25 protein-coding genes, 1 tRNA gene and 1 pseudogene are annotated in these 19265 nt (G+C 71.7%); 22 read left to right on the top strand and 5 right to left on the bottom strand.

Annotation, left to right across the window (positions count from 1 at the left end; translation table 11 throughout):
• Positions 1-274 precede the first annotated feature (274 nt).
• Positions 275-586, bottom strand: a complete 312-nt coding sequence (locus tag OG715_RS42465) for a hypothetical protein (RefSeq protein ID WP_266270890.1) — start codon at positions 584-586, stop codon at positions 275-277.
• Here OG715_RS42465 and OG715_RS42460 point away from each other — a divergent pair.
• The 3 genes and pseudogenes from OG715_RS42460 to OG715_RS23800 form a co-directional block, all read left to right on the top strand.
• Positions 530-889 (top strand): annotated as a pseudogene (locus OG715_RS42460) (transposase family protein); the annotation flags it as partial. The gene OG715_RS42465 and the pseudogene OG715_RS42460 overlap by 57 nt on opposite strands.
• A gap of 118 nt (positions 890-1007) precedes the next feature.
• Positions 1008-1265, top strand: a complete 258-nt coding sequence (locus tag OG715_RS42455; protein WP_266270889.1) for a transposase — start codon at positions 1008-1010, stop codon at positions 1263-1265.
• 810 nt (positions 1266-2075) lie between these two features.
• On the top strand, positions 2076-2630 hold the full coding sequence (locus OG715_RS23800; RefSeq protein WP_266270888.1) for a hypothetical protein: 555 nt from the start codon (positions 2076-2078) through the stop codon (positions 2628-2630).
• Between the two features lie 63 nt (positions 2631-2693).
• Here OG715_RS23800 and OG715_RS23795 read toward each other — a convergent pair whose 3' ends face one another.
• Entirely contained in the window at positions 2694-3449 is a 756-nt protein-coding gene (locus OG715_RS23795) for a glycosyltransferase family 2 protein (RefSeq protein WP_266270886.1), read from the bottom strand.
• A 2-nt stretch (positions 3450-3451) separates the two neighbouring features.
• Positions 3452-4240, bottom strand: coding sequence for a GntR family transcriptional regulator (locus OG715_RS23790; RefSeq protein ID WP_266270885.1), 789 nt, complete (start codon positions 4238-4240; stop codon positions 3452-3454).
• 254 nt (positions 4241-4494) lie between these two features.
• On the opposite strand from OG715_RS23790, the gene OG715_RS23785 reads away from it, so the two are divergent.
• From OG715_RS23785 to OG715_RS23695, 19 genes are all read left to right on the top strand, one after another.
• Positions 4495-5136, top strand: a complete 642-nt coding sequence (locus OG715_RS23785) for a hypothetical protein (RefSeq protein ID WP_266270883.1) — start codon at positions 4495-4497, stop codon at positions 5134-5136.
• A gap of 148 nt (positions 5137-5284) precedes the next feature.
• Entirely contained in the window at positions 5285-5560 is a 276-nt protein-coding gene (locus OG715_RS23780) for a hypothetical protein (protein WP_266270881.1), read from the top strand.
• 91 nt (positions 5561-5651) lie between these two features.
• Positions 5652-6653 (top strand): DUF2637 domain-containing protein, encoded by a 1002-nt coding sequence (locus tag OG715_RS23775; protein ID WP_266271805.1) that lies wholly within the window; start codon positions 5652-5654, stop codon positions 6651-6653.
• Entirely contained in the window at positions 6650-6958 is a 309-nt protein-coding gene (locus OG715_RS23770; RefSeq protein ID WP_266270880.1) for a hypothetical protein, read from the top strand. The genes OG715_RS23775 and OG715_RS23770 overlap by 4 nt, the downstream gene beginning before the upstream one ends.
• Positions 6959-7008: 50 nt before the next feature.
• Complete coding sequence (locus tag OG715_RS23765; protein ID WP_266271804.1) at positions 7009-7338, top strand: RRQRL motif-containing zinc-binding protein; 330 nt, start codon at positions 7009-7011, stop codon at positions 7336-7338.
• Positions 7339-7382: 44 nt separating this feature from the next.
• Positions 7383-7880: a transcriptional regulator gene (locus tag OG715_RS23760; protein ID WP_323182155.1), complete on the top strand. Its 498-nt coding sequence runs from the start codon at positions 7383-7385 to the stop codon at positions 7878-7880.
• Positions 7881-7930: 50 nt separating this feature from the next.
• Positions 7931-8329 (top strand): hypothetical protein, encoded by a 399-nt coding sequence (locus OG715_RS23755; RefSeq protein WP_266270879.1) that lies wholly within the window; start codon positions 7931-7933, stop codon positions 8327-8329.
• A 150-nt stretch (positions 8330-8479) separates the two neighbouring features.
• Entirely contained in the window at positions 8480-10657 is a 2178-nt protein-coding gene (locus tag OG715_RS23750; RefSeq protein ID WP_266271802.1) for a cell division protein FtsK, read from the top strand.
• A 147-nt stretch (positions 10658-10804) separates the two neighbouring features.
• Positions 10805-11050, top strand: coding sequence for a hypothetical protein (locus tag OG715_RS23745; RefSeq protein WP_407661126.1), 246 nt, complete (start codon positions 10805-10807; stop codon positions 11048-11050).
• Between the two features lie 41 nt (positions 11051-11091).
• On the top strand, positions 11092-11280 hold the full coding sequence (locus OG715_RS23740; RefSeq protein ID WP_266270877.1) for a hypothetical protein: 189 nt from the start codon (positions 11092-11094) through the stop codon (positions 11278-11280).
• A 6-nt stretch (positions 11281-11286) separates the two neighbouring features.
• Positions 11287-11508, top strand: a complete 222-nt coding sequence (locus OG715_RS23735) for a hypothetical protein (RefSeq protein WP_266270876.1) — start codon at positions 11287-11289, stop codon at positions 11506-11508.
• Positions 11505-11786 (top strand): hypothetical protein, encoded by a 282-nt coding sequence (locus OG715_RS23730; RefSeq protein WP_266270875.1) that lies wholly within the window; start codon positions 11505-11507, stop codon positions 11784-11786. Before OG715_RS23735 ends, OG715_RS23730 begins: the two co-directional genes overlap by 4 nt.
• Positions 11776-12831 carry a DNA cytosine methyltransferase gene (locus OG715_RS23725; protein WP_266270874.1) on the top strand — a complete coding sequence of 352 codons (1056 nt, stop codon included), beginning with the start codon at positions 11776-11778 and terminating at the stop codon, positions 12829-12831. Before OG715_RS23730 ends, OG715_RS23725 begins: the two co-directional genes overlap by 11 nt.
• Before the next feature lie 15 nt (positions 12832-12846).
• The gene (locus OG715_RS23720) at positions 12847-13044 is read left to right on the top strand and encodes a hypothetical protein (RefSeq protein WP_266270873.1); all 198 of its coding nucleotides are present in this window, start codon (positions 12847-12849) and stop codon (positions 13042-13044) included.
• A gap of 95 nt (positions 13045-13139) precedes the next feature.
• Complete coding sequence (locus OG715_RS23715; RefSeq protein ID WP_266270872.1) at positions 13140-13778, top strand: GGDEF domain-containing protein; 639 nt, start codon at positions 13140-13142, stop codon at positions 13776-13778.
• Between the two features lie 101 nt (positions 13779-13879).
• Positions 13880-14734, top strand: a complete 855-nt coding sequence (locus OG715_RS23710) for a bifunctional DNA primase/polymerase (protein WP_266270871.1) — start codon at positions 13880-13882, stop codon at positions 14732-14734.
• Between the two features lie 2 nt (positions 14735-14736).
• Positions 14737-16218, top strand: coding sequence for an ATP-binding protein (locus OG715_RS23705; protein WP_266270870.1), 1482 nt, complete (start codon positions 14737-14739; stop codon positions 16216-16218).
• A gap of 490 nt (positions 16219-16708) precedes the next feature.
• Positions 16709-16906: a helix-turn-helix domain-containing protein gene (locus tag OG715_RS23700; RefSeq protein WP_266270869.1), complete on the top strand. Its 198-nt coding sequence runs from the start codon at positions 16709-16711 to the stop codon at positions 16904-16906.
• A gap of 100 nt (positions 16907-17006) precedes the next feature.
• A complete protein-coding gene (locus tag OG715_RS23695; protein WP_266271801.1) occupies positions 17007-18365 on the top strand; it encodes a tyrosine-type recombinase/integrase in 1359 nt (452 codons plus the stop codon).
• A 47-nt stretch (positions 18366-18412) separates the two neighbouring features.
• On the opposite strand, the gene OG715_RS23690 is transcribed toward OG715_RS23695, so the two are convergent.
• Positions 18413-18486, bottom strand: a tRNA-Thr gene (locus OG715_RS23690).
• 95 nt (positions 18487-18581) lie between these two features.
• The gene (gene leuE, locus OG715_RS23685; RefSeq protein ID WP_266270868.1) at positions 18582-19241 is read right to left on the bottom strand and encodes a leucine efflux protein LeuE; all 660 of its coding nucleotides are present in this window, start codon (positions 19239-19241) and stop codon (positions 18582-18584) included.
• Between the last annotated feature and the right edge of the window lie 24 nt (positions 19242-19265).

Genomic DNA, 19265 nt, shown 5'->3' with positions numbered 1-19265 from the left:
ACTTCTGATTGACATGCCGAGGACCGTTCTGTCCGGATCCATCGGCGGAAGTCGGTAATCGGAGGAACAGGTGGGGACGAACTGTCGCGAACCAGGCGGTACAGCGCTCGCGCGGCGGTGAGGTTGCACTCGCCCGTACTCTCCGATCCGTCTGGTCGGCGGGACGTGCCGACCTTGGTTGTCAGTGGACGTTAACCTGCGCGTTTCATCCGGGGTCGCGTCGGGATCATCGGAAACGCGAAAGTGCCTTCTGAGCTGCAACGGTGAGGCTTGCCTAACGACCTGGTGCGTGATTGCGGCGCCGATGTGACCAGCGGCGTTGTGGGCGCAGTGATCTGACGCTGTGAAGATCAAGGTGAATCGTGCGGTCCTCGGCCATCGGGTGCTGACCGGCATCTCGCGGCGGCACCTCGCGGATCTGGTCGCCGAACTGGCCGCTCCGTGGCAGGCCGTGGTCGAGGGCTGGCGTGACATTGCCCGTGGTGGAGCGCGGCAACGGGCAGCCGGTGCGGGTTCCCGGCATCGGCTTGTGTTCGTCGGCCGGGTGGGCGCCACGCTCATCCACCTGCGCCACGACCTGCCGCACGCCGTCCTGGCGTTGCTCTTCGGCGTCGACCGCTCAACGATCAGCCGGGCGGTCGGCGAGGTCAGGCGCCTGCTCGCCGCCCGAGGCTTCGCGGTGCCCGACCGTCCCGGGGTCCGTCTGCAGACCCTGGCGGACGTCTTCGCCTACGCCCAGGCCGAGGGCGTCGTGCTTCAGCTCGACGCCACCGAGATCCAGGTCCGCCGCGCAGCCTCTCATCGTGGTGGGCGGCGGGCCTTCGTCTCCGGCAAGAAGAAACAGAACACGATGAAGGCCACCGTCGTCGCCGACGCGAAGGGCCGCACCCTGTGGGCTGGCAGCCTTCGCCCCGAACGCATGCACGACACCAGCGCGCTACGGGCAAAGGCATCGACGACCTCTTCCGTCAGCCCCCAAGGCCCAAGTGCTCCTCTACGATGGTTACTTGGGCCTCCGGAGAGATCATCCTGGCAAGGCCGTCACACCGCCGAAGAAGCCAAACAAGATCGCCGCGCCGGAAGTCCACGAGGCCCGGGAGCAGGCCCGCCACAACCACTTCTCCCAGCGCATTCCCGTCGAGCATGCCCTCGCCGACCACAAGCGCTGGAAGGGACTGGCCCGCTGGACCCACCGCCACGGCACCTTCCCGGCCACCTACCTCGCCGTCGCCGGCCTCGTCTCCGACCGCGCTGCCACCACCTGACAGCGACGGCGGCTCAGGTTGCCACATCGGCGCCGCAATCACGCACCAGGTCGTTATTGCGTCGGCGATCAAGACCTCCTCGTCACCCCCTGTGAGACCGGCCTGCCTCGCACAGTCACTCCCGGTAGGCCAACAAGCAACCGGCCGCGCACTCTCGTGCCTTGGGCCGCGCGTGGACCTCCGCATCACAGCAGCCGACTTATCAGATATCGACAAAATCGATGCTCAAGGATGCCTGGCGAGAATGACCTCCGCACCCCTCGCCAGCAGCCTCGCTACACAGATGGCCGCACCTTGGCCCCACCTGCCGACCGATGGTACGTCGGATGGGACGCACTCCTTCACAAACCCGCAGGTCAGCACCCCAAATTGAGCCCGCTACTACTGAGTGTCCATAAGTCCCGACCTACGCACTCCATGCATAGCCCCACAGGGCTCGATTCGAGCCCTTTTCATGGTCAGACAAGACGAAAAACCCCAGGTCAGAGTCCTGACCTGGGGTTTCCCTTAGAGCCGCCTGCGGGATTCGAACCCGCGACCTACGCATTACGAGTTTGCCCAATCACAGTCCGTGACAGTCCACCCTCGTCCGCACCCCAGGTCAGTGGGCCTCCTGGACGACCACGGACCGGAGCAGGCGCGGTGGACTGAGACTAGAAGTGAGACTGAACGGCGCGCGCCCGGCCGCCGGGCCCCGTCAGCAAGTCCATGCTCCTCCGGGCAGGGACGGCAGAGACCCGGAGGCTCCGCCACTCCCCATATGATCTTCCGCGATCTGGTCGATTCGCCAGAGGGGGATGACGGGGGCAAGTGGATACCACTACGCAGCTGATCACCATCGCTGCCGTGTTGCTGGGCTCACTGACGACGTACGCCACCAACCAGCTGATTGAGTGGAGCCGGCGGCGGGAGACTCGGCGCGTTCGGTGGGATGAGGCAAAGCTCAACGCCTACGCCGAGTACATCGGCCAGGTGCGCGCGGTCATCCACGCCAACGTGCTGCTCTACGAGGTCAGCGCGGGCATGCGGACCATGCCGCGAAGCGAGCATGATCTCTCGATGGACCTCACCGAGGCTGGCGCCGCTCAAGCGATCGCCTTTGAACGGGTCATGCTCCTGGCGGAAGACGACGTGGTCAACGCGGCGCACTCCGTGCAGGAGGCGACGGCTGCGATCGGCTGGCAGGCCAGAGGCGTCGTGGACGGCACGCTCGACGACTGGCGCCGGCTGAACGCTGCGGCTTTTGCTGCCATCAACCGGTTCCACCAGCGCGCGCGGGCTGACCTAGGCGTGAGTGGGCGCTTTGAGGGTGATCAGCACTCCGCCCGCGGCCTGTTGCTTCCCGGTAGCAGGGCGGAGGAGTAAGAGACCAAACGGCCCGGGGCCGACAGCTGCGGCTGTCGGCCCCGGGCCGTTCTGCGTTCTGGGTCAGGCGTCGATACGCCAGCTGGGAAGGGCCGCCAGGGCCCGTGCCCGTGCCTCGACCACGGCCATTCGCGCAGCCCACTCACCTTCGTGGGTATGTGCCGCCTGGCTGGTGCTCTGCCCCGCCCATTTGCGGTAGAGCAGCCCGGTCTCCGCCGTGAACCACCCCCGGCTCACCGCGTTCAGGGCCATCAGCAGGCCCGTGTCCTCAGATGCCGGCAGGGCCATCCATCCACCGAGGGCGAGCAAGACATTTCGCCGGACGAACAGTGTTGCGGGGTGCACCTGCGCACGGTAGCTGTGCGTCGACCAGTGGTCCAGCACCGCGCCGCGCTCGACCGGCCCCTCGGGTGGATCCTGGTCGAAGCCGACCGTCGACCCGTCCGGGAGCAGGTCGAGCACCCGGGACGTAGCCCAGCAAATGCCGGGATGGTCCGTTAGAGCAGCCAGATCCCGTGCCAGGGCTCCGGGGGTCAGCATGTCGTCAGCGTCCAAGACTTTGACGTACTGGCCTGTTGCCCGAGGCAGCGCGAGGGTGCGTGCGACGCCGGCGCGGCCGTGTCGGCCCTGGCCGAAGCTGACCCTGGGGTCAACAGGCAGGTAGGGGCGGACAGCGTCTGTCTCCCCGTCCTCTTGGATGACCCACTCCCAGTCCCACCCGTCGGGGAGCTGCTGGTCGAGCAGCGACTTGTACGCATCCGGCAGGTGCTCGGCTACAGGGCCGTGCACAGCCGTGATGACGGAGATGAGGTTGATCATGGTCACCACCTGTCCAAGGGAGTCGTGAACACCATCTCGGTGCGGTCGCCCGGCAGGGTGACCTCTGAGAACTCGACCACGTGCCCCTCCGTGTCTGTGGAGGTCTTCCGGAGAACGAGCACCGAGACGCCGGCCTTGATGCCCAGCTCCTCCGACTCTTCGGCGGTCGGGGGTCGGGCCGTGATCCGCTCGGTGATCTTCCCCAGCTCAATGCCCAGGGTGAAGAGCTGGTTCTGTGTGCCACCAGGCCACGGCTCCAGTTCCTCGTTGAGAAGATCAGGATTGGCCGCCACGGTGTCGTAGACGAGGTAGGAGCGAACCAGGTTGAACGGCACTCCTTCCTCTCGGTAGCTCGTGCGGTAGCTCCGCTCAAGCAGCCTCGTACCTTCCGGCACACCGAAGACCTCTGCAAGGTCCGACGAAGCAGGAACCTCGTCGTACTTCGCGCTGAACTCAAGGTCGTCGATGGTCAGCCCGGTGTCATGCTCAGTGGCGCCGGTCGTCCGACGCACCTCCTCTGGCTGGCGTGCCCGATCCTTCTCCCACTGGTGGCGCTCGTTGATCCGCTCGACCCGCCTCCGGGGTCGGCGGACGAAGTTGCCGCGGCCGTGAACCTTCTCGATCAGCCCCTCGGCCTCCAGCACGCCGAGCGCCTGCCGCACGGTAGGAAGACTCTTCCCGTACCGCTCCGCCAGGGCAGTTTCGGCAGGCAGCTTCTCGCCGGATGCGAGCTGACCTGAGCGGATGTCCTGCCGCAGCCCGTCAGCAATCCGCTCGTACAACTTCGCCATGGTGGCTCCACCGTCCCTGGTTGATGACTCGCTCAGCATAAGTCCTCAAGAGGAGTTGACGACTACCTGAGAACCCGTCATAGTCTTCAACAGCTCCTAAGGAGGAGTTGAGGACAAGACCTCATTATGAGCAATGAGGCTCCGTCCTTTATGCCCGGCCGACCGTTCGTTTCTGTTCAGGAGGCTTCGCCATGCTCGCCACGTCCCGTTCGTTTGCCACTCCGGCCGTGACCGGTCGTTCCTACGCCCGTCGTGTGGCATCGCTGACCAGCGGTTCCGGCCGGGTGTCGGCCGGTGCCTGGGTGGCGGAGGCCCGGGGTGTCGAGCGGCGGCGCCGGGCGGTGGCGTGCCGGATCGGTCGGCTGACCGGGACGCGGGCGCCGCGGTGGACCGGCGAGATCGGCGAGCAGGAGTGGCGCACGATCCTCGCGGTCGGTGTGGCGGCGCTCGCCGACAGCGCGGCGGCGCCCCGGACCGCCCCCGAGGAGAAGCGCTCCTGCAGCACCTGCGGTGCGCGGCTGAACCGGGCGAGCCCCGGCACGGTGTGCGGCCCCTGCTTGGCCTCCTCCGCTCACGGACCGGCGGAACAGGCCCCCGCCGGCACCCGCCCCGCGCCGGACATGGGCCACCTGGCCGACACCGCGCGGGAGGTCGCGCCGCACCTGACCAGCGGTACGGGCGGCGGCGTGGTCGACCGGACCCGCAACGGCCGCGTCGAGGCCCTGGTCGACGAGCTGCTCGCCGCCCGGCCGGCGGGCGCGCTGGACGTGGTCGGCGAGGACGAGCGCAAGTTGGTCGCGAAGTGGAGCCCGTTCCGGGGAGGTCCGCGCCACGTCGTGCGGTGCGCCGACGGCTCCCGCCGGTACGGCAACGGCGGGCCGGCCCGGGAGCACTAGATCCGCAGTTCAACCCATCTTTTGCCCTGCGCGGTGGACGGCTCCCTAGTCCTTGGCCGGAAGAGGAGCCGTCCCCGCCGGGCCCACCCACCAAGCAGGAAGAGGTAGACCCGTGAGGTCGATTGTGACAGGCAAGAGGACCCGGATTGTGGCAGGCCAGCGGGCCCTGAACGAGGACGAGTTCGCCGAACTCGCGCTCGGAGTGGATTCCGAGTTCACCCGCCTGTTCACCGGGGTGCCCGGTGAGAGCGAGAGCGAGTGCGAGGCCCGGACGGACGCTGCGGCCGACGTCCTGGTGGACCTGCGCCGGGAGGACCCGGCGCTGGCCGCCTTCGCCGAGCGCCTGATGGACCGGGCGCCGGTGCCGCTGCGGCGCCCGGCGGTCATCCGCCGCACCACCAGCGTCGAGCGGGTGGCGGCGTGAACTGCCACGCGCTCAGCACGCTCACGTGCGCCGTGAGCGTGCTCACCACCCGCTCACCGCGGGCGGATCGGGGGCCGCGATGAAGACCGCCATGTCCCCCGCGCAGATCCGTTCCGCCGAGCGCGCGCTGACCGCCGGGACGTGGGCGATCACGTTCGGCGCGGTCCTCTACAGCGTGCTCACGGTGACCCCGCTCATGGCCGGCCACAGCCCGAAGGGCTGGCAGTGGACCGCGCCGATCCTGCCGCTGGTCGTGGACGCGGCGGTGGTGATCGTGGTGCGTATGGACGCCACGCTCGCCCGCCTTCAGGGCGACGGCGGGCGCTGGCCGGCCGTGCTGCGCTGGATGACCGGCCTGATGACGGTCCTGCTCAACGTGGGTCTGTCCGCCCTGGACCGGGACCTGGTCGGGGTGGCGGTCCACGCGGTGGCGCCGCTGCTGCTGATCGTCACGGCGGAGACCTCGCTGGCCTACCGGCGGGCGATCGGCGCCGCGCTGGCTGCCCGTGAGGCCGCTGAGCGGGCCGAGCGCGAGCAGCGCGAGCAGCAGGCGGAGGCCCGGCGCCGGGAGGAGCGGGCCGACCGCATCGAGCGCTTCGCGGCCGCCGAACGGGCCGAGCGTGAGCGCCGTGAGCACGAAGCACTGCTCGCCCGTGAGCAGCGTGAGCACGACGCGAGCATGGCCCGCGACGTGCGCGAGGAGGCCGCCCGGCGGGAGGCCGCGGCGCGTGAGGAGCAGGGGCGGCGGGAGGCTGCCGAGCGGGCCGAGCGCGAGCGCCGTGAGCACGAGGCGAGCGAGCGTGAGCGCCGTGAGCACGCCGCCCGGGCCGAGCGTGAGCGGGGTGAGCGGGAGGCCGCCGAGCGGGCCCGTGCCGAACTGCTGGCCGCCGGCCCGGCCGCCGAGCGCCTGCCGGAGGCACGAGCGCGGGAGGTCGCTGCCGCGGCCGCCGCAGCGGGCCTGTCGCAGCGCATGGCGGCGGAGGTGACCGGGTGGTCGGCCGGCTGGATCGCCGCCCGCTACAAGGACCACCACGCCCGTCCCACCCTGCACTCCGTCCCCGCCACCACGACCAGCAAGGAGCAGGCATCGTGACCACGCTCGCCAGCCAGGCCGACGCCGCACACGCGCTGATGATGATGCTCGCCGAGCACGAGGGCATGCCGCAGCCGGAGTTCGAGCTGTACGACTACGAGACCGACACCGGCGCCCCGGACTGGGGCGTGACCCTGGTCGTCCGCAACCTCGCCCTGTTCGAGCAGTGGCGCGCCGCCCTCGACCTCGACCCGGACGACATCGCCTACCGCGCCTGCCACCACGGCGCCTGCCTGGTCGCCGTCGGCGAGCACGGCGGCGTGCCGGTGGAGCTGTTCGCCGTCGCCGACGTCCCCGGGAAGTAGCCGTGGGCCGGCCCCGCTTCTGGGACCCGGCCGGTGAGCGGCACGGCGGCATGCCCACCTACTCGTGGCGCATGGCCCCGGACGGCCTGCTCACCCGCCGCCAGCTCCGCGCCCTCGGCCTGCGGCCCGGCGGACAGCCCGTCGCCGCCCAGCTCCTGTGGCGCTCCCGCCTCACCACCAGCCCGCGCCCCGCGTACCTCTACCGCCTCGCCCTGGCCAAGCCGGTCCGGCCGATGACGCCGGGCCGCAGGCGGGCCCTGGCCGCCGCCAACGCGGCGCGCCGCACCTGCCCCTCCTGCGGCGCGGACGCCGGTTACATCCTGCCCGCGCACCTGGGCACCTGCCTGCCCTGCGCCGACGGCCTGCCGCTCGCGGCCTGAACCCTCCCCAACTTCCCCGCACCACAGTCTCTTTGGAGAGCATCGTGACCAGCATTCGCGCTGCCCGGTTCGCCGCCGTCTACGCCCTGCTGCGGGTATCGGCGGACGTCGCGGACCACTGGATCCAGACCGACCACCAGGCCGCCACCAAGGGCCAGCACGACCACACCCCGGGCCAGTCCAGCGCCGCCGGGCGCCGGGCCTGCGCCGCGCACGTCGCCGCCTACACCGCCACCCAGGGCGCCGTCCTGCTCGCCGGAACGCGCCTGCTCGGGGTGCGGCTGCGGCCCGCCCCGCTGGCCGCCGCCCTCGCCCTCTCCGCCGTCACCCACTACGCCGCCGACCGGCGCGAGCCGCTGCGGCTGCTGGCCGGCGCCACCGGCAAGAGCGCGTTCTACGCGCTGGGGACCCCGGCGCACCCCGCGCACCCGGTCACCGCCGGCGGCTCCTACGCGCCGACCCTCGGCACCGGCGCCTACGCCCTCGACCAGGCGTGGCACCACGCCTTCGAGACCGCCGCCGCCCTCATCGCCTCCGCCTGAACACCGACGCCACCACCGCCCCGACACCCGCCGAGACAAGGGGAAAGCCCGTGTCCGACCAGCTGTTCATCGCCTACATGGTCGCGTTCCAGCTCTCCGTCAAGCACACCGCCGACTGCGGGCCGTGCCTGGCCATGGAGCCCTGCCCGACCGGTGACCCGCTCCACGACGACTTCGCCACCAAGCAGGACGCCTGGACCGCCGAGCAGCGCGTCCGGGCCGCCAACGAGCGCCGCCGGGCCAAGCGCCGCGCCGACAGCCGCGCCCGGATGGCCCGCCACGCCGCGCACGAGCTGGTCGCCCACGGCCAGTGGGTGAACGGGGCCCCGGCCGCGACCCCGGCCTCCGTCGCACGCCGCGCCAGCGCCATGTACAGCGGCCACCTCAAGGGCGAGCTGATCACCACCACGGAGGCCGCCGCCGCCCTCGCCGCCGTCCTCGGCAACTGACCTGTTCAGCACTGTCCCGGGACGGCCGTCCTGCTTGCCGGCGCGTCGACCGTCCCGGGTCCTTTCCCGCACCACATCGCAGTGAGGAAGGAACACCCAGTGAACCAGCACACCCCGGGCCCGGTGCCCGGTGACGACGCCGAGAACGAGATGTTCGAGCGGCTGTCGGCGGAGATGGCCGCCGAGGGGCTCGGCGTGGTCGATCTCGACAAGGCCCGTGCCGAACGCCGCCCCACCACCACCACTCTCGCCGACGACACCGACCCGGACACCGACGACGGCGACGACGAGCCGCCGGTGTTCGTGGACCGGCCGGCCCCGCCGCTGCCGCTGCCGGTGGGCACGCGCCGCCGGATCCTGCCCGCGTGGCTGCTGTCGAAGGCCGAGCTGAAGACCCAACTCACTTACGCCGCCCACCTCGCCGGACACACCACCGCCTACCACGCGGTCCGCACCCCGCTCTACGTCGGGAAGCTCGCCGCCCGCTCCCCCCGCGGCGCCGCCCGGACCATGACCTTCCTCGGCCGGTGGACCTCCGACGCCGAGGGGCAGCCGCTGCGGGCGGCCGCGGCCCGGCGGGAGGACGCCGAGCTGTACCTGAAGCTGTGCCGCCAGCGCGACAACCGCGTCCGCCTCCGCTCCCTGATCAGCCTCCTGGCCTCGGTGTTCGGCCTGGCCGCGGTCGTGGTCCTGTGGGTCATGACCAGCACCGCCACCCTGCTGGTGCTCGCCTCGGCGGTGGTGCTTGCGCTCGGTGTGGCCGGTGCCCCGGTGGACGAGCCGCTGATCACCCGCGCGGTGGTCAAGGCGAAGGCGCCCAAGCTCACCTCGGACATGGTGATCCGGGCGCTGGAGTCGCTGGGGATCGGCGGGATCACCTCCGCCAAGTCCAAGGGGTCCGGGATCACGTTCCCGGCGCCGATCATGCGCGACGGACCGGGCTGGCGCGCGGACGTGGAGCTGCCGCACGGTGTGGAGGTGGCGGACGTGATGGGCCGGCGCGGTCAGCTCGCCTCCGGTCTTCGCCGCCCGCTGGGCACGGTGTGGCCGGAGCAGGCGCCGGGCGAGCACCCCGGCCGGATGGTGCTGTGGGTCGGGGACCAGGACATGGCAACTGCCAAGCAGCCTGCCTGGCCGCTGGCCCGCAAGGGCACGGTCGACCTGTTCGACCCGATCGCGTTCGCGACCGACCAGCGCGGGAACTGGGTGTCCGTCACCCTGATGTTCATCGCGGGGATCATCGGCGCGGTGCCGCGGATGGGCAAGACGTTCCTGCTCCGCCTGCTGCTGCTGATCGCCGCCCTCGACCCGCGGGCCGAGCTGCACACCTACGACCTCAAGGGCACCGGTGACCTCGACCCGGTCGGCGACAAGGTCAGCCACCGCCACCGGGCCGGGGACGACGAGGAGGACATCGAGTACGCGATCGCCGACCTGCGCGAACTGCGCGAGGAACTGCGCCGGCGCACCAAGGTGATCCGCTCGCTGCCCCGGGACATCTGCCCGGAGTCGAAGGTCACCAGCAAGCTCGCCGACACCAAGTCCCTGCGGCTGCACCCCATCATGGTCGGGGTCGACGAGTGCCAGGTCTGGTTCGAGCACCCCAAGTACGGCGCGGAGTTCGAGGAGATCTGCACCGACCTCGTCAAGCGCGGACCCGCCACCGGCATCGTGCTGCTGCTGGCCACCCAGCGCCCCGACGCCAAGTCCCTGCCCACAGGCATCTCCGCGAACGCGATCCTGCGGCTGTGCCTCAAGGTCATGGGGCAGGTCGAGAACGACATGGTCCTCGGCACCTCGGCCTACAAGCGGGGGGTGCGGGCGACGACGTTCACCCGGGCAGACCGGGGCATCGCCTACTACATCGGCGGCGAGGGCGCGGACGCGCAGATCATCCGCTCGGTGTTCGTGGACGCCCCCGCCGCGGAGGCGATCGCCCAGCGCGGCCGGGAGGCCCGCGAGCAGGCCGGGCTGCTGTCCGGCCACGCCGCCGGCGGGCAGGACACCGCGCCCGCCTCGGCGGCCCCGGCCCACGACCTGCTCGCCGACATCCTCGCCGTCGTCGGCCCCGACGAGCCGAAGCTGTGGTCCGAGACCGTCGTCGCCCGCCTCGGCGAGCTGCGGCCCGATGCGTACGGGGCGTGGGCCGGGCTGGAGGGGCGGGGTAAGGCCGACCAACTGGTGACCGCGCTCAAGCCCTACGGCATCGCCACCGGGCAGGTGTGGGGCACCGCCGAGGACGGCAAGGGCGCGAACCGGCGCGGCATCACGCGCGCCGACATCCTCAAGTCCGTCACCGAGCGCGACAAGAAGCGCGACGCCGGATAGGCCCGAACGGGCGCTAGGTCTAGCGGGCCGCCCCGCTAGACCTAGCAGCCCCGCTAGCGGCCCCCATAGGCCCTGATCAGCGCGCTAGCTCCTAGCGCGCGGCCCCCGCGCACCCCGGAAACCGCCCCGGAGGCAACCGTGACCCCCCTGATCCTCACCCTGCTCGCCGCCACCCTGCTCGCCGGACTCGGTTACGCAGCGTTGTGCTCGGCCAGTCCGTTCGGCGACTGCCGCAAGTGCGACGGCCTCGGCTTCCAGCTCGCCTACGACCGCCGCGGCAAGCCCAAGCGCGGCAAGCACTGCCGCCGCTGCCAGGGCGTCGGCAAGCGCATCCGCATCGGCCGCCACCTCTACAACCTGGCCCACCGCACGTGGCGCGCCGGCACCAACTAGCCCCGCTCCACAGTCCCGCCTTCACCGCCTCGGGAGAGCTCATGACCGTCACCCTGTCCGTCGCCGTGATCACCGGCGTCATCACCGGCGTGCTCGTGTGGACCAAGCGCGTCGGCGCCGGCACCGCCATCGTCGTCTGGCTGTCCGGCCTCACCGCCGCCTCCACCGGCCTCGCCGGACCCGTCAACAGCTTCCTGGCCGCGGTCGTGACCGCCCTCAGCAACCACTGACCGGCCGTGACGACCGCCACCGCCCCGGCCGCGATCCGCCCGCTCGCCGCCGTCCACCTGCGCGAAGCCCTCACCGCCGCCGCCGACCACCGGCCCGCCGCCGCCCTCGCGGCCCTGCTCCACATCGACCCGACGTCCTGGACCGCGATCGAGCAGCGCGCCGCCCTGCTCGGCACCGACCTGATCGACCTGCTCGCCAACGCCGCCCGCACCGGAGGTACCCCGTGAGCACCACTGCTGACCTCGTCACCGCCGCCGTCGTGTTCGGCCCCGGCGCCGTGCTCGGCGCCTGCCACCTCGTCTCCCGCCGCGGCGACAAGAGCGACTCCGCCGCCGTCCGTGCCGTGCTCGCCGAATCCGCCGCCGAACGCGCCACCCGCACCGCCGGCCCGGACACCGCCCCGCCCGACGGCGGCGAGGGCGCCCCCACCCCCGCCGACGGGCAGAACGTCCCGCTCGCCACGGTCCTGGCGTTCCCCGAGGGGCGGGTGCGGCGTGCTGCCTGACACCACCGCGCGGCACACCGGCGGCGGGCTGAGGATCGCGTCACTGTGCTCCGGCTACGGCGGCCTGGAGATGGCCGTCCTCGGCGCCCTCGACGGCCAGGTCGTCATCGGCGCCGAGATGGACCCCTTCGCCGCTCGCGTCTTCGCCCACCACCACCCCGGCGTGCCGAACCTCGGGGACATCACCACCGCCGACTGGCGCACCGTCCGGGCGTTGTACCGGCCCGATGTCGTCGTCGCGGGTTTCCCCTGCACCGATATCTCCAACACCGGCCCGAAGGCAGGCATCCATGGCACCCGTTCCGGGATCTGGAAGAACGTCGCTGAGGCTGTTCGCGTCCTGGAACCCCGAATCGTCTTCCTGGAGAACGTCGCGGCGATCCTCTCGCGCGGCATCGACGTCGTCGCCGCGGACCTGGCCCAGATCGGGTACGACGCGCGCTGGACATGCCTACGCGCTGGTGACCCCGCCGTCGGCGCCCCCCACCCCCGCGACCGCTGGTTCTGCGTCGCCCATCCCGCTGATGCCCACCCCGACCAGTTCGGACGGCAGTGGCGGACCGGGCACCTCGCCCAAGCGCCGGGGCGGGATGAATCTGCGCACCCTGGTCACCAAGCTCCCGCCAGCCGACTGAGGCTCCTCCCCACCCCCAAGGCCAGCGACGGCCCCCACGGCGGCCCCAACCAGCGAGACACCCAGGGCCGCTACTACCTCCCTGGCCAGGCCGTTCGCCTCGACGAGCGGTGGACCGCCGAGGACGGTACCGACTACGGGCCCGCGATCCGCCGCTGGGAGGCCGTCATCGGCCGTCCGGCCCCGGCCCCGTGGGCGCTCGGCCCCCGCGGCGGCCGGCAACTCACCGCACGGTTCACCGAATGGATGATGGGCGCCCCCGACGGCCACGTCACCGGCCTCGGCCTGCCCCGCGCCCAGGAGATCAAGATCCTCGGCAACGGCGTCATCCCCCGACAGGCCGCCTGCGCCTACGGCCAACTCCTCGGCGCACAGCAGGCCACCCCCTCCACTATCCCGCTCGCCGCCTGACCGGAGGGCACGCCCGTGTACGACTACGACTGCGACGACTACGGCCACGACGCGTACGACCCCGAGGACGCCGAGGACTGGATGCCCGGCGCGTGCGACCACTGCCCCGGAGGCGAACCCATCGAGACCCCGATCGGGCTGCTGGGCTGTGCCTGCCTGATGGGGCAGGGCACCGGGCCCATCGACTGCGCCTGCGGTCCCGACCAGGACTGACCGAGCACCGACCCCCGGGGCGGCCGCATTTGCTGGCCAGCTCACCGGCCGCCCCGGGTCCCTGAACCGGCACAACCGAATCAGGAGACACCAGCATGGACCTCAAGCCGTTCTCCCCGCAGCACTTTCCCGCCCTCGCCGCGGCCCTGCTCCCCCTCGCCGGGTGGGGCACGCACGCCGCGGTCCTGCGCCGGCGCCTGGACCGTGCCCGCCGCGATCCGCTGACGGGCCTGCTGACCCGCGAGGGCTTCACCACCGCCGCCGCGCGCCTGCTCCACCGCCCGGACACCGGCGTTCTCGTCCTGGACCTGGACCAGTTCAAGCAGATCAACGACACCCACGGCCACGCCGCCGGGGACGCGGTCCTCGCCGACGCGGCCCGCGTCCTCACCGAGTGGGCCGGGGAACACGGCATCACTGCCCGCCTCGGCGGCGACGAGTTCGCCGTCGCCCGCCCCCTGCCGGCCGCGTGGACCGCCGTGCGCATGGGCCAGCTCGCAGGCGAGTTCGCCCGCCCCGTCGCCTGGCACGGCCGGGCCCTGCACTACGGCGCTTCCGTCGGCCTGGCCCGTGTCGCCGACCTGCCCGACCGGGCCCTCGACACCGCCCTCGGCGCCGCGGACGCGGCGATGTACCGGGCCAAGCGCGCCGGCGGCGGATGGCAGCAGCACATCCCCGGCACCGACCTCGCCACCGCGGACCGCCGTTGGCGCCGCACCCGCGCCGCCGCCTGACGACAGCGGAAACGGCCTTGTCCGGAGCGGCTGGCACATCCCGCCAAGGCTTCCGGCCGCTCCGGTTCCCCTGCTCGAACGAGATGAGGAGACCACCCAGCATGACCCATTCGACCGAGATCCGGGGAGAGCACCTGCTCGTCGCTCTCGCCCTCGCCGCCTCCGGCGTGCCCGTGCTGCCGCTGCGGGCCGGGAAGGTGCCGTTCGGCAACTGCCCGACCTGCGCCGGGAACGCGTGCGGCGGCCGGCCGAACATGAAGACCCCCGGCCCCTGCGTCTGCCCGGCGCCGTGCCACGGTTGGGCCGCCGCCACCACCGACCCCGACGTTCTGAAAGGCCCGGGGTGGGCGCGGGCGTGGCGGGAGGCTGCGGCCGTGGCGTACCACCCCGGCGGCGCGGGCGTGACCGTCGTCGACCTCGACAACGCGCAGGCGATCGCGTGGGCGCGCGAGGCCCTGCCCGCCACCCGGACCGTGCCGACCACCCGGGGCGAGCACTGGCTCTACCGGGGCGCGATGCCGTCCGCCAACCACGTCCGACCGGGCGTGGACGTCAAGTCGTCCATGGCCTACGCCCGGTGGCTCGGCCCCGGCACGGGCACCATGGCGACCCTGCCGGACGTCGTGCGCGCCCTGGTCGTCAGGGAGCCCGTCCCGGTCCGGCCGGCGGCCGTCGCGGTGTCCGTCCCGGCCGGGGGCGGGAAGTGCCCGCACCGCACCCGGACGTTCCTGGAGCGGGGCATCGCCATGGCCGAGCAGCGCATCACCGAAGCCACCGCCGCCGTGCACAACACGGTGTTCGGGGTGTTCCTGGCGGTGCTGTCCACGCATGGGCGGTGCGGATGCCTGACCGTGGCCCACACGGAGCGCCTGTTCGCCGTGGCGCAGGCCAAGGGAGAATCGCCCCGGCACTGCGCCGACGCGTGGGCGAACGCCCTGACGAAGTTGGGGCTGTAGCCGTGGCCGAGGACGAGAAGACCCCGGCGCGCGAGATCATCGCCGACTACGCGCAGGCCCACTTCCGGTACTTCCGCACCGCCGACGGCACCGTCTACGCCCAGAGGACCGGGCACCCCGTGGCGCGTCCGATCCGCTCCCAGGGGACGACCGGCAGCCACCGCCAGGAGTTGATGGTCGGCCTGTACCGGGACGGCATCGGGGTGTTCAACGGGTCCGCGCTCAAGGAGGCGTTGGACCTGATCGAGGCGCTCGCCCTGGTCGAGGACGTGCAGCCCGTCCACATCCGGGTGGCCCCGGGGTTCGACGGGGCGACGTGGCTCGACCTCGGGCGCTCGGACGGCCTGTCCGTGCGCATCCACCCCACCGGCTGGGACATCACCGTCCCGGACCCGCGTGAGGTCTGCTGGCGTCGCACCCAGCTCACCGGGGAGCTGCCGGTGCCGGTGAAGGACACCGACGGCAAGGGCATCGACCTGCTGCTGCGGCTGTGCAACTTCGCGAATGCCCAGACCGAGTGCCTGGCGATCGCGTGGCTGATCGGCTGCCTGGGGCCGTCCGTGCCGGTGCCGGCGCCGTTCCTCACCGGTCCGCAGGGAGCGGGCAAGTCCACCGGCGGGCGGATGCTGGTGCGGATCATCGAGGGCATGAGCGGTGACCTGCGCCGGGCTCCGAAGGACGAGGAGAACCTGATCGCCGCCGTGGCGGCCGGGTGGGTCACCGCCCTGGACAACCTCTCCCACATGGGCCCGGACCTGTCCGACGCGATGTGCTGCATCGTGACCGGCGCCGAGAGCGTCAAGCGCGCCCTGTTCACCGACGGGGACGTCCACCGCTCCAGCTACCGCCGGCCCCTGCTCCTGACCGGCATCGACGTCGGCGTCATCCGCCCCGACCTCGCCGAACGCCTTCTACCGCTGCGGCTGGAGCGGCCCCGCGTCCGGGTCACCGAGGCGGCCTTGTGGGCGGACTACGAGGAGGCTCTGCCCGTCGTGCTCGGGTCGCTGCTCGACCTCACGGTCAAGGTCCGCGCGGCCGAGGCGGAGACCCCGACCGACCTGCGCATGGCGGACTTCGCCCACCTCTGCGCCCAGCTCGACGCAGCCACCGGATTCGGGGCGCTGGCCGCCTACCGGGCCAGCCTGGACGACCTGAACGACGACGTCATCGAGGGCGACCTGCTCGCGCAGACCGTCCTGCGGCACGCCGAGACCATCGAACCCGGCGCCGCGCAGCGCTGGACGTCCACCGAGTGGCTGCTTCGCCTCAGCCGCCTCTACAGCGGCGACGACCTCCGCGCGCTGCCCAAGGGCTGGCCGACCACCGGCAAGGTGCTGTCCGACCGCCTCAAGCGCCTTCAGCCGACCCTCGCAGCCCGAGGCGTCCTCATCGACACCGGCCGCACGAAGGAGGGCCGCTACCTCGAAATGGCCCGCCCCGCACCCGCACCCGCACCCACGCACGAACAGCCCGCGCTGCACTGACCTGCCGCACGGACAAGCAAGAAGAGCACCGGTCGGCGAACAGGTGCTCTTCTTGCTGTTCGGCGAAGCCGCCCAAGGGTCGTGCCGCGCAGCGGCTCCTCACTTCGCTCTGAGAAGGGCGCCCAAGTACGACAGGCAGCCCCACCTTTTTCCTAAGTAGGAAGACGCTGCGTCACCTACGTCACCCGGGCCGGAAAACGGCTCCCGACCTGCGCCGGAACGGGTGACGCAGGCGACGGGCCCTACGTCATCCTGCGTCACCTGCGTCACCCGATGACGCAGCCAATGACGCAGCGGTGACGCACACCCCAACCCCTGCGTCACCCAAAACCGCAGGCCAGAAGCTCGAATGACGCTGATGACGCGGTGACGCAGAAATCCCCACCTCGGACAACACGCGCGGCGGGACCGCAGCACTCCCTGCCCCAACGCCGCCAGCGCCAAGCACCAGCCAGCTGACCGGGCGATCGAGCCCCAGGAAGGAACCACCATGACCGTGCCCACCGCCACGATTCAGCCGGTCCTCCTGACCGCCGAGGACGTCGCGAAGATGATGCGCATCGGACGCTCGACCGTCTATGAACTCCTCTCGGGAGGGGAGTTGGCTTCGATCAAGATCGGCCGATCCCGCCGCATCCGGCCCGCCGACGTCCACGCCTACATCGAGCGGCAGGCCACCGCCACCTGACCGACCCCGACCGACCCACGAGGGCATCCGGCGCGCGCCGGGTGCCCTCGCCCTCTTCCAGGAGCCTCACTTGAACGAGCGCAAGACCCGTCTGCCCAATATGGAGTCGACCGTCTACCCGGGCGTGGACGGCGACTGGCACGGCCGCGTGACCATGGGCGTCAAAGCGGACGGCAGTCCCGACCGGCGCCACCGCAGCGCCAAGACCGAGGCCGAAGTGCGGCGCAAGGTAAAGAAGTTGGAGGCCGAGCGCGACGCCGGGCAGGTCGCTGCGGCTGGCCGGCCACCAACGGTCGAGCAGTGGATGACCACCTACCTCACGACGATCGCGAGCCAGCGTCTGAAGCCGCGCAGCCTGGACGACTACTGGTCGAAGACCCGGAACCACATCATCCCGGGCATCGGCAAGCACCGGCTGGACCGGCTGTTGCCGGAGCACTTGGACGAGCTGTACGGGCAGCTTCGCGCCGAGGGCCGGGCCGGGTCGCACATCCTCAAGGTGCACCGGATCATCTCTCGCGCGTTGAAGATCGCCCACCGCCGGGGGAAGGTCGCCCGCAACGTCGCCACGCTGGTGGACTCCCCCATGGTGGAGGAGACGGACGCGAACCCGTTCACGCAGGAGGAGGCGCGACGCTTCCTGGTGGCCGCGATGAAGCGCCCGACCCGCGTGCGGTGGGTGATCGGCGTCGGTCAGGGTCTGCGCCAGGGTGAGGCGCTGGGGCTGCGCTGGAGGTACGTCGACGAGGAGGCCGGGCAGATGGACACCTCCTGGCAGCTCCAGCGGCTGAAGTGGCGCCACGGGTGCGAGGACCACCACGCGTGCGGCGAACGGCTGCACCGGGACGCGTGCGAGCCCGGGTGCACGAAGCACCGCCGCTACACGCGCGGGTGCCCGAAGCCCTGCCCCCCGAAGTGCGACCGGCACGCCAGTACCTGCCCGAAGCGGCACAGCGGCGGCCTCGCGTTCACCCGTCCGAAGACCAAGGGCAGTCGCCGCACGACCCCGTTGCTCCCGCCGCTGATCCCGCTCCTCGGCGAGCAGCGCCAGCAGCAGGAGGAGTGGAAGGAGGCGGCTGGCGACACGTGGCAGGACTACGACCTGGTGACGTGCCGACCCGACGGCCAGCCGGTCGACCCCCACGCGGACTGGGAGGAGTTCAAGGAGCTGCTGGCCGAGGCCGGGATCGAGGACCGGCGCCAGCACGACGGCAGCCGTCACTCGGCCGGGACGATCCTCAACGAGCTGGGGGTGGACCCGTTCACGATCATGGAGATCCTCGGCCACTCGCAGATCAGCATGACCCGGCGATACGTCAAGACCACCGCTCCGACGACCCGCGAAGCGGCCCGCCGGATGGGCGCCGCGCTCTGGCCCCAGCCGGCCGAAACTGAGACTACGACTGAGACGGGGAACACGCGGGCGGCCCGCGCGCGACGGCGCCGACGGATGCAGTAAAGGCAAAAGCCCCAGGTCACGGCGAGTGAGTCCTGGGGCTTCTACAGAGCCGCCTGCGGGATTCGAACCCGCGACCTACGCATTACGAGTGCGTTGCTCTGGCCAACTGAGCTAAGGCGGCACCGCTGCCGAAGTGTCGGCAACGCGGGCCAGTCTACACAGGTTCGCGGGTGATCCGTAACGCGGTGGGGAGGGGCCGCGGGAGGGGCCGGGGGGTCAGGCGGAGGAGACGGCGAGCTTGGCGGCGAAGCCGGCGAAGAGGGCGGCGACGCTGCCGGTGAGGGTGGCGGAGAGGCGCTTGCGGCGGCGGAAGGCGGAGGCGAGCGAGGTGCCCGCGAAGATCAGTACGGAGAGGTAGAGGACGCTGAAGCCCTGCAGGATCCCGCCGAGGAGGGTGAAGGAGAGCACCGGGCTGCCGTAGGAGGGGTCGACGAACTGGGTGAAGAAGGAGAGCAGGAAGAGGATCGCCTTGGGGTTCAGCAGGCTGATCACCAGGGCGCGGCGGAACGGGCGCTCGGTGGGCCCGGGGGCCTCGGCGGCGACGCCGTCGGCGGCCTCGTCGAGGGCCCGGTGCTCCCGCCACAGGCCGCGGGCGGCACGCAGCATGCCGATGCCTATCCAGAGCAGGTAGGCGGCGCCGCCGAACTTCACCACGGCGAAGACGGCCGGGTTGGCCTTCAGCAGGGAGGCGGCTCCGAGCGAGGTCAGGCTGATGAGGGTGAAGTCGCCGACGAAGACGCCGGCGGCGGCCTTGTACCCGGTGCGGACGCCCTTGCGGGCGGCGACCGAGAGCACGTAGAGGGAGTTGGGGCCGGGGAGGAGGACGATGACGAGGGCGCCGAGGACGTACGTCGTCAGGTCGTTGACTCCGAGCACGGTGGGCTCCGGGAGGGGCGAGGA

Source organism: Kitasatospora purpeofusca, from assembly GCF_036010405.1.
Classification (GTDB): Bacteria; Actinomycetota; Actinomycetes; order Streptomycetales; family Streptomycetaceae; genus Kitasatospora; species Kitasatospora purpeofusca.
The sequence above is the reverse complement of the archived record's forward strand: the minus strand, read 5'-3'. Positions and strand labels throughout refer to the sequence as shown.